The organism is Streptomyces sp. NPDC086989, assembly GCF_044745505.1.
Lineage (GTDB): Bacteria > Actinomycetota > Actinomycetes > Streptomycetales > Streptomycetaceae > Streptomyces.
This window is the reverse complement of the sequence record NZ_JBIVAL010000019.1, coordinates 9,299-23,265: the sequence shown is the minus strand read 5'-3', so window position 1 is coordinate 23,265 and position 13,967 is coordinate 9,299. Positions and strand designations below refer to the sequence as shown.

At 74.9% G+C, this 13,967-nt stretch carries 11 protein-coding genes; 6 read left to right on the top strand and 5 right to left on the bottom strand.

Annotated elements, in window-relative coordinates; all coding sequences use genetic code 11:
* Positions 1-26 precede the first annotated feature (26 nt).
* Positions 27-4,838, top strand: a complete 4,812-nt coding sequence (locus ACIPK4_RS33850) for a hypothetical protein (protein WP_402320068.1) — start codon at positions 27-29, stop codon at positions 4,836-4,838.
* Positions 4,839-4,847: 9 nt separating this feature from the next.
* On the opposite strand, the gene ACIPK4_RS33845 is transcribed toward ACIPK4_RS33850, so the two are convergent.
* Positions 4,848-5,333, bottom strand: a complete 486-nt coding sequence (locus ACIPK4_RS33845) for a hypothetical protein (protein WP_402320065.1) — start codon at positions 5,331-5,333, stop codon at positions 4,848-4,850.
* 347 nt (positions 5,334-5,680) lie between these two features.
* Between ACIPK4_RS33845 and ACIPK4_RS33840 the strand changes: the two genes are divergently transcribed.
* The 4 genes from ACIPK4_RS33840 to ACIPK4_RS33825 are packed head-to-tail and all read left to right on the top strand — an operon-like array spanning position 5,681 to position 9,977.
* Positions 5,681-8,482: a nitrate- and nitrite sensing domain-containing protein gene (locus ACIPK4_RS33840; protein ID WP_402320062.1), complete on the top strand. Its 2,802-nt coding sequence runs from the start codon at positions 5,681-5,683 to the stop codon at positions 8,480-8,482.
* Positions 8,479-8,916 (top strand): roadblock/LC7 domain-containing protein, encoded by a 438-nt coding sequence (locus ACIPK4_RS33835; RefSeq protein ID WP_054222025.1) that lies wholly within the window; start codon positions 8,479-8,481, stop codon positions 8,914-8,916. Before ACIPK4_RS33840 ends, ACIPK4_RS33835 begins: the two co-directional genes overlap by 4 nt.
* 10 nt (positions 8,917-8,926) lie before the next feature.
* Positions 8,927-9,370: a DUF742 domain-containing protein gene (locus ACIPK4_RS33830; RefSeq protein ID WP_402320059.1), complete on the top strand. Its 444-nt coding sequence runs from the start codon at positions 8,927-8,929 to the stop codon at positions 9,368-9,370.
* Complete coding sequence (locus ACIPK4_RS33825; RefSeq protein WP_376197722.1) at positions 9,351-9,977, top strand: ATP/GTP-binding protein; 627 nt, start codon at positions 9,351-9,353, stop codon at positions 9,975-9,977. The genes ACIPK4_RS33830 and ACIPK4_RS33825 overlap by 20 nt, the downstream gene beginning before the upstream one ends.
* A 226-nt stretch (positions 9,978-10,203) precedes the next feature.
* On the opposite strand, the gene ACIPK4_RS33820 is transcribed toward ACIPK4_RS33825, so the two are convergent.
* The 4 genes from ACIPK4_RS33820 to ACIPK4_RS33805 form a co-directional block, all read right to left on the bottom strand.
* Entirely contained in the window at positions 10,204-11,394 is a 1,191-nt protein-coding gene (locus ACIPK4_RS33820; protein ID WP_402320056.1) for a lipid-transfer protein, read from the bottom strand.
* On the bottom strand, positions 11,391-11,921 hold the full coding sequence (locus ACIPK4_RS33815) for a Zn-ribbon domain-containing OB-fold protein (protein WP_402320053.1): 531 nt from the start codon (positions 11,919-11,921) through the stop codon (positions 11,391-11,393). The genes ACIPK4_RS33820 and ACIPK4_RS33815 overlap by 4 nt, the downstream gene beginning before the upstream one ends.
* Before the next feature lie 76 nt (positions 11,922-11,997).
* On the bottom strand, positions 11,998-12,336 hold the full coding sequence (locus tag ACIPK4_RS33810; RefSeq protein WP_402320050.1) for an Mpo1-like protein: 339 nt from the start codon (positions 12,334-12,336) through the stop codon (positions 11,998-12,000).
* A 13-nt stretch (positions 12,337-12,349) separates the two neighbouring features.
* Positions 12,350-13,063, bottom strand: a complete 714-nt coding sequence (locus ACIPK4_RS33805) for a M15 family metallopeptidase (RefSeq protein ID WP_402320047.1) — start codon at positions 13,061-13,063, stop codon at positions 12,350-12,352.
* A 23-nt stretch (positions 13,064-13,086) separates the two neighbouring features.
* Between ACIPK4_RS33805 and ACIPK4_RS33800 the strand changes: the two genes are divergently transcribed.
* A complete protein-coding gene (locus tag ACIPK4_RS33800; protein WP_402320044.1) occupies positions 13,087-13,599 on the top strand; it encodes an NUDIX domain-containing protein in 513 nt (170 codons plus the stop codon).
* Positions 13,600-13,967: the final 368 nt, after the last annotated feature.

Genomic DNA, 13,967 nt, shown 5'->3' with positions numbered 1-13,967 from the left:
CCGAGAATCCACGAGAGTCCGCCGCCATGTACGAGCTGTCCCGGATCCGCCTCTACTCCATCGGGCCCGCCGGTGCGCGCTACGCCGACACCGTGCTCGACCTGCGCGGAGTCGGCGAGCCGGTGCCCCACCCGGCACCCGCGCAGGCGGAGTTCTTCGAGGACGAGCCCAGCGGGCCGCCGCGCCGTCCCGCGCCCGCCGGCGTGCTCTTCCTGGAGAACGGCGGAGGCAAGTCCGTCCTGCTCAAGCTGATCTTCTCGGTGATGCTCCCCGGCCACCGCAACACCCTCGGCGGCGCCAGCTCCGGCGTCCTGCGCAAGTTCCTGCTCGCCGACGACTGCGGTCACGTGGCGCTGGAGTGGCAGCACACCCAGACCGGCGAGTGCGTGGTCGTCGGCAAGGTCAGCGAATGGCGCGGCCGCCAGGTCTCCAACGACCCGCGCAAGTTCGCCGAGGCCTGGTACTCCTTCCGTCCCGGGCCGGGGCTGAGCCTGGACAACCTCCCGGTCGCCGAGGCCACCGCCGTCCGCCCGCCCGTCGAGGGCGCCTCGGGTGCGCAGGGGCGGCGCCGCACGATGAAGGGCTTCCGCGACGCCCTCACCGAGTCCGGCAAGGCGTACCCCCATCTGGAGGTGTACTTCGAGGAGATCCACGACCGCTGGAACGAGCACCTCACCGAACTCGGCCTCGACCCCGAACTCTTCCGCTACCAGCGCGAGATGAACGCCGACGAGGGCGAGGCCGCCGGTCTCTTCGCGGTCAAGAAGGACTCCGACTTCACCGACCTGCTGCTGCGCGCCGTCACCGACACCCGGGACACCGACGGTCTGGCGGACCTGGTCCACGGCTTCGGCAACAAGCTCGGCCGCCGCGCCGAGCTGATGGCCGAACGGGACTTCACCGCCGGTTCCGTGGACCTGCTCACCAAGATCGTCGAGGCCGCCGGTACCCGTTCCCGGCTCCGCGACGTCCACGCGGGCGCGGAACGCCGCACCCGCACCCTCGCCCGGCGGCTGTCCGCCCGCGCCGCCGAGGAGCGCGGCCGCGCCGCCGACCTCGCGCAGCGGGTCACCGGCGCCGCCCACGGGGTCACCGCCGCCGAGTCCGCGCGCGCCCGCAGCGCCGCCGTCTCCGCCGAACTCGCCTACCGGCACGCCTCGCTGGCGCTGACCGTCGCCGACAAGGCCGCCGCCGCCCAGCGCCGCGAGCTCCTCGAAGCACGCACCCTGCACTCCGCGTGGCAGGCCGCCGAGACCGTGCTGCGCCACCGCGCCGCCTCCGACCGCTCCGCCCGGGTCGCCGCCGCGATCCTGGAGGCCGAGCGGGACGCCGCCCCCGCGCTGGCCGCCCGCGCCACGGCCGCCGCCGCCCTCGTACGGGCCCTGCACACCGCCGCCGAGGACGGGGAGCGGGTCGCCAACGAGGAGGAGGAGCGGTCCGCCGCCCTCCAGGAGGCGGGCGAGGCCGCCCACCGCGACGCCACCGCCGCCGCCACGGCCGCCCAGCGGGCCCGCAGCGAGGCCGAACACCTGCGGGCCCGGCTCGCCGAGGTCGAGCAGGAGACCGCCGAGGCCGTCCGGGCCGGCTGGCTCGACGACTCGGCGCCCGACGCCGACCCCGCCCGCGCGGCCCTCGCCGCCAGTGACGCCGAGAAGACCGCCGTCGCCGCCTGGGACGAGTCCCGCGAGGCCGCCCGCGCCACCGCCGACGCCGCCCGCGAGGCGGCCGCCGCGGAATCCCGCGCCGAACTCACCGCCGCCCGCGCCGCGGACGCCGCCGACGCGGCCGAGGCCGCACACGACGCCGAGTACCGGGCGGCCGCCTCCCTGGCCGCAGCCCCCCGCCTGGCGGAACTCCTGGGCCTCCCGGCGGTCCCCGAAACCTTCCTGCCCCACCCGCGCACGGGCTCCCCGGGATCCGCTGCGCCGGCCGGGGCGGCAGCAGCGGCCCACGGCTCCGCCACCTCCGGGCACCCGGGATCCGGCACGCCGACGGGCCCGGCAGCCCCCGGCTCCGCGGCAGCCGAACCGGCCCCGACGGCCCCCGCCGCCACCGGGCACCCCGCAGCCGCGGGCTCCCGCACCGCCGATGCGACCGCCGGAGGCGGCGGGCTCACCGTCGCGGACCTCGACCGCAACGCCGACCAGCTGCACGAGATGCTCACCCGCGGAGTCGGGGCCGCCGAGCGGCAGCTGTTCGAGCTGCGCACCGCCGCCGCCGACGACGCCCGCATCCTCGGCGCGCTCGGCGACGGCGGCCTGCTGCCGCCCGGCCCCGACGTCCTCGCCACCGTCGAGTACCTCGGCGAGCACGGCATCCCGGCCCTGCCGGGCTGGCGCTACCTCGCCCAGGCGGTGGACCCGGCCGACCACGCCGCCGTCCTCGCGGCCCGCCCCGAGCTCGTCGACGGCGTCGTCATCACCGACCCCGACACCCACGCGCGGGCCCGCGAGGTCCTCTCCGGCGCCGCCCTGCTGCCCCGCTCCACCGTCGCCGTCGGCACCGCCGCGGCCCTGCTGGCCCCGGTACCGCCCGCCGACGCGGATTCGGCGGTCTCCGGCATCTTCATCGTCTCCCCGAACCCGGCCATGCACGACGAACAGGCCGCCGACGAGGAGCGCCGGGCGCTGCGCGCCCGCGCCACCGCCCGCGACACCGAGATCCGCGACCTGGCCGCCCGCCTCGCCGCAGACCGGGAACTCGCCGCCCGCCTCGCCTCCTGGCGCACCGGCTGCCCGGCCGGCCGCCTCGCCGAGCTCGCGCAGCAGGCCGAGGCCGCCCGCGGTTTCGCGCAGGAGGCCGACGCCGAACTCGCGGAGGCCCGTACCCTGCGCGCCGAGGCCGACGAGGCCGCCGCCGACGCCGCCCGCGTCCGCGACGAGCGGCAGGACGCCGCCCAGCGGGCCCGCCGCGCCGCCGACGCCCTCGCCGGACTCGCCTTCCGCCTGCGCGAGCGCGCCGGCTGGCAGGCCAAGGTCCGCGAACTCGCCGACGACGCGGCCGAGTCCGAGGCCCGCGCCGAGGTCTGCCTGGACCGGGCCCGCGCCGCCGACGAGGACCGCCGCGCCGCCCAGCGCGCAGCCGACGACGCCCGCCGCACCGCCCGCGCTCTGCGCGCCGAGCGCGCCGAGATCGCCGGCGCCCCCGAGTCGCTGCCCGAGGACGACGGCACCGCCAAGGCGCCGCTGCCCGACCTCCGCGAGGCCTACCGGGCCGCCTCCCAGCTGTACGAGAAGGTCGGCGTCGGCGCCGACCTGCGCGCCGAACAGGCCCGCGCCGAAAGCGACGAGAGCGCCGCCCTCGCCGAACTCGACCGACTCACCAACAAGGTCCGCACCCGCGCCGCCCAGCTCCTCGAAGGCACCGACGGCGCCGACGGCCCCTCCCGGCAGGCGGCCGCCGCCCGCGCCGAATCCCTCGTCCAGATGCTGGAGACCCGCGCGCAGGCCGCGAGCGAGCAGCTCGGCCGGCTCCGGGGCGAGGCCGAACGGCACGCCCCCACCGAGGGCGAGGCGCACACCGAGCTGCCCGAGGAACTGGTCCCCGCCGACGTCGAGCAGGCCCAGGCGATGCTGCGCACCGCCACCGCCCAGCTCGCCGCGCACACCGCGGCCGTGGAGACCGCCCGGGCCGCCCACGCCGACCTGCTGCGCGCCCACCGCACCGCCGAGGACGGCGCCGGAGGCTTCGACGAGACGGCGGCGATGCTGCGCGACCTGCTGCGCGACCACGCCCACCAGGACGACGAGCAGGAACCGGCGGCCCACCCGGGCACGCTGGAGGAGGCCCGGCAGTCCGCCGCCGAGGCACGGCGCTCCCTGCGCGGCTGCGCGGCCGACCTCTCGGCCGCCGAGTCGGCGGTGCGCGAGGCGAGCGACATCCTGGTCCGCCACGCCAACGCCAACCGGTACGAGCAGGTCCGCACCCCCGCGCGCCAGCAGATCCGGGAACTGCCCGCCTCTGCCCTGCCCGAGCACGCCGCTGCCTGGGCGGCGGCCTTCGCGCCCCGGCTGCGCGTCCTCACCGACGAGCTGGCCCAGCTGGAACGCAACCGCGACAGCATCGTCGACCGGCTGCGCGGACTCGTGGAGTCCGCCCTGGCCACCCTGCGCTCCGCCCAGCGGCTCTCCCAGCTCCCCGAGGGACTGGGGGAGTGGTCGGGCCAGGAGTTCCTGCGCATCCGCTTCGAGGAGCCGGACCAGGCCACCCTCACCGAACGCCTCGGCGAGGTCATCGACGAGGCGACCCGCACCGCGGTGAAGAAGAACAGCAACGCCTCCTTCGGCGAGGGCCGCCGCGACGGCATGTCCCTGCTGCTGCGCGGGGTCCAGGCGGCCCTGGAACCCAAGGGCATCGCCGTCGAGATCCTCAAGCCGGACGCGGTGCTGCGCGCCGAGCGCGTGCCCGTGGGCCAGATGGGCGACGTGTTCTCCGGCGGCCAGCTGCTGACCGCCGCGATCGCGCTGTACTGCACGATGGCCGCGCTGCGCAGCAACGACCGCGGCCGCGACAAGCACCGCCACGCGGGCACGCTGTTCCTCGACAACCCGATCGGCCGCGCGAACGCCACGTACCTGCTGGAACTCCAGCGGGCCGTGTCCGACGCGCTCGGTGTCCAGCTGCTCTACACGACCGGCCTGTTCGACACGACGGCCCTCGCCGAGTTCCCGCTCGTCATCCGGCTGCGCAACGACGCCGACCTGCGGGCGGGCCTGAAGTACATCAGCGTCGAGGAGCACCTGCGCCCGGGCCTGCCCCAGCAGTCCGCGGAGGGCGAGACGATCCACGGCGAGATCACGGCGACCCGCATGTTCCGGCGTTCCGCGGTCACTTCCTGACCGCGGCCGTCACCGGCCCGAGCCCGCCGGGTAGCCGTGGTCCGCGCCGGGAGACTGCCACCTGGCCGGGCGGACGCCCGCGGCCTCGGCGCCCCGGGGTATCCGGGCCGGGCCGCCGCCCGGCTCCGGGCGGGCCTCCCGGCGGGCCCGGCGCCGCTCGCGCCGGCGGTCCCGCGCCGTGCTGCTCGGCACCGACACCACGCCGTACCGCTGGTTCCACATCTGCCGGGTGATCAGTACGTCCAGCACGCCCCACGTGGCCACCACGGTCCCGGCTATCGCGCACAGGCCCATCGGCAGGGCCAGCCAGGACCCGGTGAGCATCAGGAAGAACGCGATGCTCGCCCCGGTCAGCGTGACGGCCACGATCAGCACCGCCCGCACCGCCGACTCGCGCACCGGGTCAGGCATCCTGCGCCGCCCGGCCGGCTCTTCCTCCCACAGCGACCGCCCGGGCGCGCCCACCACCGCGCCGGTGTCCTCATGGATCCCCATCACACGCTCCCGCCCCGATTCATCCCCTCGAACTGGTAGACGTACGACACCGCCGAGAGATTCCCGTATCCCGGACTCCTCCCCAGCACCTGCCCACCCCGGAACAAAGAATTCCAGCCATCCATCCGGTTGCGGTAACTGACACCCCACCAAGTGTCATCTGCCGCATAACGGACCGCTCTTGACCGGATGTGTCGGACAACTCATGATCTACGCTGGGCGGCCCGGCCGAAAACGTCCGGACACGCCTTCGAAGCCGCTGCCCGGCAGTAGTAGGCTCACGCCGTTTAAATGACGGAACACCGACCCCCGACAACGGGGTTGAGCTGGGGGAGGCTGGGGAGGCCATGCGCTTTCGCGGGAAGTCCATCCGCCGGAAGATCGTGGCGTTGCTCCTTGTGCCGCTCGTCTCCCTCACCGCCCTCTGGGGCTTCGCGACCGTGCTCACCGGCCGCGAAGCGGTCCAACTCCTCGACGTCGCCTACGTCATCGACAAGGTCGGCTACCCCGTCGAGGACGTCGTCCGCGTCATCCAGAAGGAACGCCGCCAGACCCTCGTCGTCCTCGGCGACCCGCGCGCCGCCACCGCCACCGCCGAACTCACCAAACGCCGCGCCGCCACCGACGAGCTCGTCGACCGCATCAGCAAGAACGCCAAGGACCCCGAGGTCGCCGACGAGCTCGCCCCCGCCGCCGCCCAGCGCCTCGACTCCATCCTCGACGCCTTCCGCGGCATCGGCGCGCTGCGCCGCTCCGTCGACCAGAACACCCTGGACCCGAGCCAGGCCCTGGAGCTCTACAGCCGGCTCGTCGACCCCTGCTACGACTTCCTCATAAACCTCCACGCGCTGGAGAACGTGGAGATGGACAAGCAGGGCCGCGCCCTCGTGGGGATCACCCGCGCCCGCGAGACGCTCTCCCGCGAGGACGCCGTCATCGCCGCCGCCCTCGCCGCCCGCAACGTCAGCTCCGCCGACGTACGGCGCGTCTCCGACCTCGCCGCCAACCGCTCACTGCTCTACGAGTTCAACCTCGCGATCCTCCCCGCCGACGACCGCGAGCTGTTCGAGCAGTACTGGAGCAGCCCCGAGACCAAACCGCTGCGCGACGCGGAGGAACGCTTCATCACGGGAGGCCCCGGAAAGAACCCCCGGATCACCGCCGCCCAGTGGGACGAGGCCGCGAGCAAGGTCCTCGACGACCTCGCCACCATGGGCACCGCCGCCGGAGACCGCTACCAGAAGCGCGTCGAACCCCTCGCCATGGACGTCCTCGTCCAGGCGGCCATCGCCGGAGTCCTCGGGTTCATCGCCCTCCTCTTCTCCGTCGTCCTGTCCGTGCGCATCGGCCGCGACCTGGTCCGCGACCTGTCCCGGCTCCGCAAGGAGGCCCACGAGGTCTCCGGCGTCCGGCTGCCCGCCGTCATGCGCCGCCTCGCCGCCGGCGAACACGTCGACGTCGAGACCGAGGCCCCCCGCCTGGAGTACGAGAAGGACGAGGTCGGCCAGGTCGGCCAGGCCCTCAACACCCTTCAGCGCGCCGCCGTCGAGGCCGCCGTCAAACAGGCCGAGCTCCGCCGCGGCGTCTCCGAGGTGTTCGTCAACCTGGCCCGCCGCAACCAGGTCCTGCTGCACCGCCAGCTGACCCTGCTCGACACCATGGAGCGGCGCACCGAGGACACCGAGGAGCTCGCCGACCTCTTCCGCCTCGACCACATGACCACCCGCATGCGCCGCCACGCCGAAGGCCTCGTGATCCTCTCCGGGGCGGCCCCCTCCCGGCAGTGGCGCAAACCGGTCCAGCTCATGGACGTCGTACGGGCAGCCGTCGCGGAGGTCGAGGACTACGAGCGCATCGAGGTACGCCGGCTGCCGCGCCTGGGCATCGCGGGCCCCGCCGTGGCCGACGTCACCCACCTCGTCGCCGAACTCCTGGAGAACGCCACCGTGTTCTCGCCGCCGCACACCGGCGTCCAGGTGCACGGCGAACGCGTGGCCAACGGATTCACCCTCGAGATCCACGACCGCGGTCTCGGCATGAACCCGGAGGCCCTCCTCGACGCGAACCTCCGGCTCGCCGAGACCCCCGAGTTCGAGCTCTCCGACACCGACCGCCTCGGCCTGTTCGTCGTCAGCCGCCTCGCCCAGCGCCACGGCGTCAAGGTCGTCCTCCAGCCCAGCCCGTACGGCGGCACCACCGCCGTGGTGTTCCTCCCCGCGGCCCTGCTCACCGAGGCCCCCGAGACCAACGGCAACGGCCTGCGCCTCGGCGAGGCCAAGGCCGTCCGGGCCGGCCACGGCGCCAGGAACGGCCACGGCCCCGCCCGCACCGCCGCGGCCGCCGTGGAGCGCGCCCCGGCCGGCCGCCCGCCGGCCGCCCCCGAACTGCGCGGTCCGGTCGAACTGGAGGCACCGCTCGGCGTGCTCGGGCTCGACGGCCTCGACGACCAGGCCGCCCTGGACGAGGTCGGCACCGGCATCACCGGGCTCACCGGCGTGGGCGGCCGTCCCGCGATGGCCACCCTCGACGACGAGACCCCGCCCAACGGCACCTCGCGCAGCGCCCTGCTGGGCCTGCGCCCGGCGGACCGCCCGTACACCGACCGCAAGGGCGGTCCGGACCGGGAGCCTGCGGCCCCCACCGGCCCGGTCCGGCTGGACGGCCACCGCCCCGAAACGGTCCGCGGCGCCCGCCCGGACGGTCCCCGCTCCCCGGGCGCCGTGCCGCTCCCGCGGCGCCGCCCCACCCCGACGCTGGTCGCGGAGCACGGCCGCCGCGTGCAGCCCCGCCCGGTGTCCGCGGTCCCCAGGCCCGCGCCGGCCCCGGAGCCGGACACCGCGCCCGCAGCGGCGGGCCCCGCCGCCGCCGGCGGAGCCGTTCCCGCCCAGGGCCCCGGCGGGCTGCCCAAGCGGGTCCGGCAGGCCAGCCTGGCGCCCCAGTTGAAGCAGACGCAGGCCCCGGCACCCGCCGAAGCCGCCGCGGACCCGGTGGCCCACCGCGACGCGGACGAGGTACGTACGCGGATGTCCGCACTCCAGCGCGGCTGGACGGCGGGCCGCGAACAGCAGGCACAGCAGCAGTCAGGGACCGGGGCAGGCACTTCCGCCGCCACAGGTCCCGGATACGAGAACGAGGGGAACGGTCGATGACCGCACCGCAGACCGGCAACGACACCCGGGGCCGCGGCTCCGGTCCGCTCAACTGGCTCCTCGACGAGCTCGTCGACCGGGTCGGAAGCATCCGCAAGGCGGTGGTCCTCTCCGGCGACGGCCTGCCCACCGGCAGCTCGAAGGACATCACCCGCGAGGACAGCGAACACCTGGCCGCCGTGGCCTCCGGCTTCCACAGCCTGGCCAAGGGGGTGGGCCGCCACTTCGAGTCCGGCAGCGTCCGCCAGACCGTGGTCGAGCTGGACGAGGCCTTCCTCTTCGTCATGGCCGCCGGCGACGGCAGCTGCCTGGCCGTGCTGTCCGACGCCGACTCCGACGTCGGGCAGGTCGCGTACGAGATGACCCTGATGGTCAAGCGGGTCGGCGACCACCTGGCGACCGCTCCCCGCTCCGGGCTGCCAGCCGGAGGGTGAGGCGGACGGGATGAGCGAGCCACCCCAGAACCGCCAGGACCGTCCCGCGGGTGCCGCGGGGGTGCCCCCCGAGGGGGTCCACCCGCACTGGTTCGACGACGACGCGGGTCCCGTCGTACGCCCGTACGCCATGACCCGCGGCCGGACCAGCCACTCCGGCCGGCACCGGCTCGACCTGATCGCGCTCGTCGTCGCCGAACCGGCGGCCGACGACCCGGTCTGGGACGCGACGCTGTCCCCGGAGCACTCCGACATCCTCGGACTGTGCCGGGATCGGCCCCAGTCGGTCGCCGAGCTCGCCGCCGAACTCGACCTCGCGGTCGGGGTCGTACGCGTCCTCATCGGCGACCTGGCCGAAGAGGAACTGGTCCACGTGACCCGGCCGGTACCACCGGCCGAACTGCCCGATGAATCCATTCTGCGTGAGGTGATCGATGGCCTTCGGGCGCTCTAGCCGCACCGGTGCCATGCACGCCGTGTCACCGGTCGAGCCGCTGACCCTGAAGATCCTGGTCGCGGGCGGTTTCGGGGTGGGCAAGACCACCCTGGTCAGCGCGGTGAGCGAGATCAGACCGCTGCGGACCGAGGAACTCCTGTCCGAACCGGGCGTCGGCATCGACGACACCGGGGGAGTGGAGGGCAAGAGCACCACCACCGTGGCCATGGACTTCGGACGCATCACGCTGCGCGAGGACCTGGTGCTGTACCTGTTCGGCACGCCCGGGCAGGACCGCTTCTGGTTCCTGTGGGACGAGCTGGCCCAGGGCTCGCTCGGCGCGGTGGTCCTCGCCGACACCCGCCGCCTCGCCGACTGCTTCGCCGCCGTCGACTACTTCGAGCGGCGGGGGATCCCGTTCGTGGTCGCCGTCAACTGCTTCGACGGCGCCGAACGCCATCCGGTGGTGACCGTGCGAGAGGCGCTGGACCTCGATGCAGGGGTGCCGGTGCTGCTGTGCGACGCGCGGGACCGGGAGTCCGTCAAGGACGTACTGGTCGGGGTGGTGGAACACGCGATGTCGCTGGCGCGGGCCCGGCGTCACAGCCTGACCGCCGGGAGCTGACAGGAGGCGGCCCGTACCCCCGCCGACTGGGGTACGGGCCGCAGCTCTCATGGGGGGACGGAGGGGCCTCGGCCGTGGCGTCGTAGGCGGCGGGAGGCTGTGGAGCGAGTGTGAACCTGCCGCCGGGGGCCGTCAAGCGTTCGGACAACAGCACTTGTTCAGCGTCCGCGCCCGGCCGCCGCCGACCCCTCCGGCGCAGCCGCCGGCGCCTGCGCCCCGGCCTTCGTCAGCGCACCGCCACGACGGCCGACCCGTGCCCGAACAGCCCCTGGTTCGCGGTGATCCCGGCCCGGGCGCCCGGCACCTGACGGTCCCCGGCCGTGCCCCGCAACTGCCAGGTCAGCTCGCACACCTGGGCGATGGCCTGCGCCGGCACCGCCTCCCCGAAGGAGGCCAGGCCGCCTCCGGTGTTCACCGGCACCCGCCCGCCGAGCGCCGTCGCCCCCTCCCGTACGAGTTTGGCCCCCTCGCCCTCGGCGCACAGACCGATGTCCTCGTACCACTCCAGCTCCAGGGCGGTGGAGAGGTCGTACACCTCGGCGAGCGAGAGGTCCCCGGGCCCCAGCCCGGCCTCCTCGTACGCGGCCCGGGCGATCGACGCCCGGAACGAGCCCGCCGCGGGCTGCACGGCGGTCACCGAGTCGGTGGCGATGTCCGGAAGGTCCAGGACCGTACGGGGATACGTCGGGGTCACCGTCGACACCGCCCGGATCCGCACCGGATCGGCGACCCCGCGCGAGCGCGCGAAGTCCATGCTGGTCAGGACCAGGGCAGCGCCCCCGTCCGAGGTGGCGCAGATGTCGAGCAGCCGCAGCGGATCGGCGACGACCGCCGACCGGGCGACCTCCTCGGCCGTGACCGCCTTGCGGTAGCGGGCGTACGGGTTGAGCGCGCCGGCCGCGGCGTTCTTGACCTTCACCAGGGCGAAGTCCTCCGGGGTGTCCCCGTACACGGCCATCCGGCGGCGCGCGTACAGGGCGAAGTAGGCCGGGTTCGTCGCACCCAGCACCCGGAACCGCAGCCAGTCCGGATCGTCCGGCCGGTTCCCGCCCGCCGGGGCGAAGAACCCCTTGGGCGCCGCGTCCGCACCGACCACCAGGACGACGTCGGCCAGGCCGGCCAGGATCTGCGCCCGCGCCGCGCCGATGGCCTGGGCCCCGGAGGCGCAGGCCGCGTACACGCTGGTCACGCGGGCGCCCTGCCAGCCGAGGGCCCGGGCGAAGGTCGCGCCGGCCACATAGCCGGGATATCCGGAGCGGACGGTGTCGGCGCCGACGATCGACTGGACGTCGGCCCACTCCAGGCCAGCGTCGGCGAGGGCGGCCCGGGCCGCGGCCCGCCCGTACTCGACGAAGCTGCGGCCCCACTTTCCCCAGGGATGCATCCCCGCCCCGAGGACCGCGATGTCGGCGCTCATGCGGTGCCCCCCGTCGGCCGGAACCGCCAGGTGGTCCAGACGGTCCCGGTGTCGGCGTCCTCGTTCAGCACCCCGCCGACCACCTCGACCTCCATCCCGACCGCCAGATCGGCGACGGTGACCCCGTCGGCCGCCTGCCCGAGCACGACCATCCCCTCGGCCTCCAGCTCCACCGCGACCAGGGTGTACGGCTCCCACGGCGCGTCCGGGTCGGACGCGTACGGCGCGGGCGGCCGGTACCGCCCGTCGGTGTAGGACCACACCCGGCCCCGCGGGGACAGCGGAACCTCGGCGAGCCGGCCGTCCCCGGGGCACTGCGGATTGCGGCAGTAGGCGTCCTCGCGGGGGAAGAACACCGCGGTGCAGGCGGAGCAGCGGGTGCCGAGCAGGCGGAACCCGCCCTCCGCGCCTTCGGCCCCTGTGCCCGCGGCCCCTGTGCCCGCGGCCCCCGCGCCCGCGGCCCCCGCGACCTCCCCGCCCGCCTCGGTGAACCACCCGCTCACGACCGGTGTACGTGTGCGTTCCAAGACCCCTCCCGAGCGCTGGCATGCAACTGGTCATCTGACGAGTCGTCAGAAGTCTGCCACGGGAGGGCGGTACGGGTCACCGGTTCCCGGCGAGCCACTTCTGCGCGATCGCGTCCAGTTCCGCGTCCCGCCCGGCCAGCATCATCCGGATCATCTGCGCGTCCCCGCGCAGGGACCAGCCGGGGTGCGCGAACGTCGCCGGGTTGTTCCCCTCGATCAGGAAGTGCGCGGGCCAGGCCGTCCCGTACCCGATCAGGGGGAGGGCGGCGAGGTAGCGCGTGCGGCCGCGTGCCAGGCCGTACGCGGTGAGGGCGAGCCCGGTCAGGGTTCCGGCGAGATGGACCCAGCGGGTGGCGGCGCGGGAGTGCATGGCGACGTAGTAGGGCCAGAACTCCTCGTACGAACTGAATTCCATGCAGGCACGGTACTCACGGCCGGACCGAGGCGACAGCGACCGGGAAGTCGAACCGGGAGTCCGGGAACGCCTCGGGCTCCCACGTGAAATGCCACCATTCCTCGGGCAGGTTCACGAACCCCTGCGCGGACAGCACCTGCCGGAGCAGGTCCCGGTTGCGCCGGGCGGCCCCGGTGATCCTCGGGTCGTCGGTGTGCGAGAGCGGATCGAAACGGTCGAACGCCGTCCCCATGTCGACGGGCCGGCGCAGCGGCAGCCGCACCAGGGTCACATCGACGGTGCTCCCGCGGCTGTGCCCGGACCTCTCGGCGATGTAGCCGTCCGGAATCAGCCGCGCCTTGTCGACGTCCGGGTAGAACTCCGCCTTCGTGGACTGGTCCCGGCCGTCCGCCGCCCACCGTACGAAGCGGTCCACCGCGCGCTGTGGCCGGTAGCAGTCGTACACCGTCAGGGAGTACCCGCGCGGCAGCAGCGTCCGCTGGGCGGCGCGCAGCGCCTCGGCCGCCGGGCGGGCGAGCAGGCACACGGGCTCCTCGTACCCGTCCACGACCGCACCGGTGAAATTGTGGGCGGTGGCGTACCTGATGTCCTGCCCGACGGTGGGATCGACCTCCGCCAGCGCCACGAACCCGCGCGGCGCCGGACCCGCGCCCGGACTCCCGCCGCCCCCGACGCACGCCGCCCAGCCCAAGACCGCCGCAACTCCCGCAACTGCAAGCACCCTCATACCCCTTGGCATACCATCGCGGCATGCAGGCACAGCCGAGGAACTCGCACTGCTCCACCTGTGGATCACTGTTCGACACCGCCGACTGGCCCCGTACGTGTGCCTCGTGCGGCGCGGTCACCTACCGCAACCCGCTCCCGGTGGCCGTCGCGCTGCTCCCGGTCGAGGACGCGGCCGGCACCGGACTGGTGGTCATCACCCGCACCATCGAGCCGGCCCTCGGGGGCATCGCCCTGCCCGGCGGCTTCATGGACTTCGGCGAGGACTGGCGTGACGCGGTCGTCCGCGAGCTGCGCGAGGAGACCGGCATCCACGCCCCGGCGGCGGAGGTCACGCTGGCCGACGCCATGAGCTCCCCGGCCGGCCACCTGCTGCTCTTCGGCCTCCTGCCGCTACGCCCGGCGGAATCCCTCCCGCCGTCGGCCCCCACGGACGAAACCACGGGCTGGCACGTGCTGCGCACCCCGGCGGAACTGGCGTTCCCCCTCCACACCCGGGCCGCGGCCGCCTGGTTCGCGGGCCGCTACGGCCCCTGAGCCCAGCGGCCGACCGCCCGCCCGGCGCCCGGCCTGCCCGGCCGTGCCCGGCTTGACCTGCGGTGCGGTTTGATCGGCCCGCCCGGCTTGATCGGCCGTGCGGCGCGCCCGGTTTGACCGGCCGTGCAGCTTGACCGGCCGTGCCCGGCCCGCCCGGCTTGACCGGCTGTGCGCCTTGATCGGCCTGACGGGACTGATCGGCCGTGCGGCCTGACCGGCTTGACCGGCTTGACCGGCTTGACCGGCTTGACCGGCCATGCGGCCCGCCCGGCCTGACCGGCCGTGCAGCTTGACCGGCCGTGCCCGGCCCGCCCGGCTTGACCGGCTGTGCGCCTTGATCGGCCTGACGGGACTGATCGGCCGTGCGG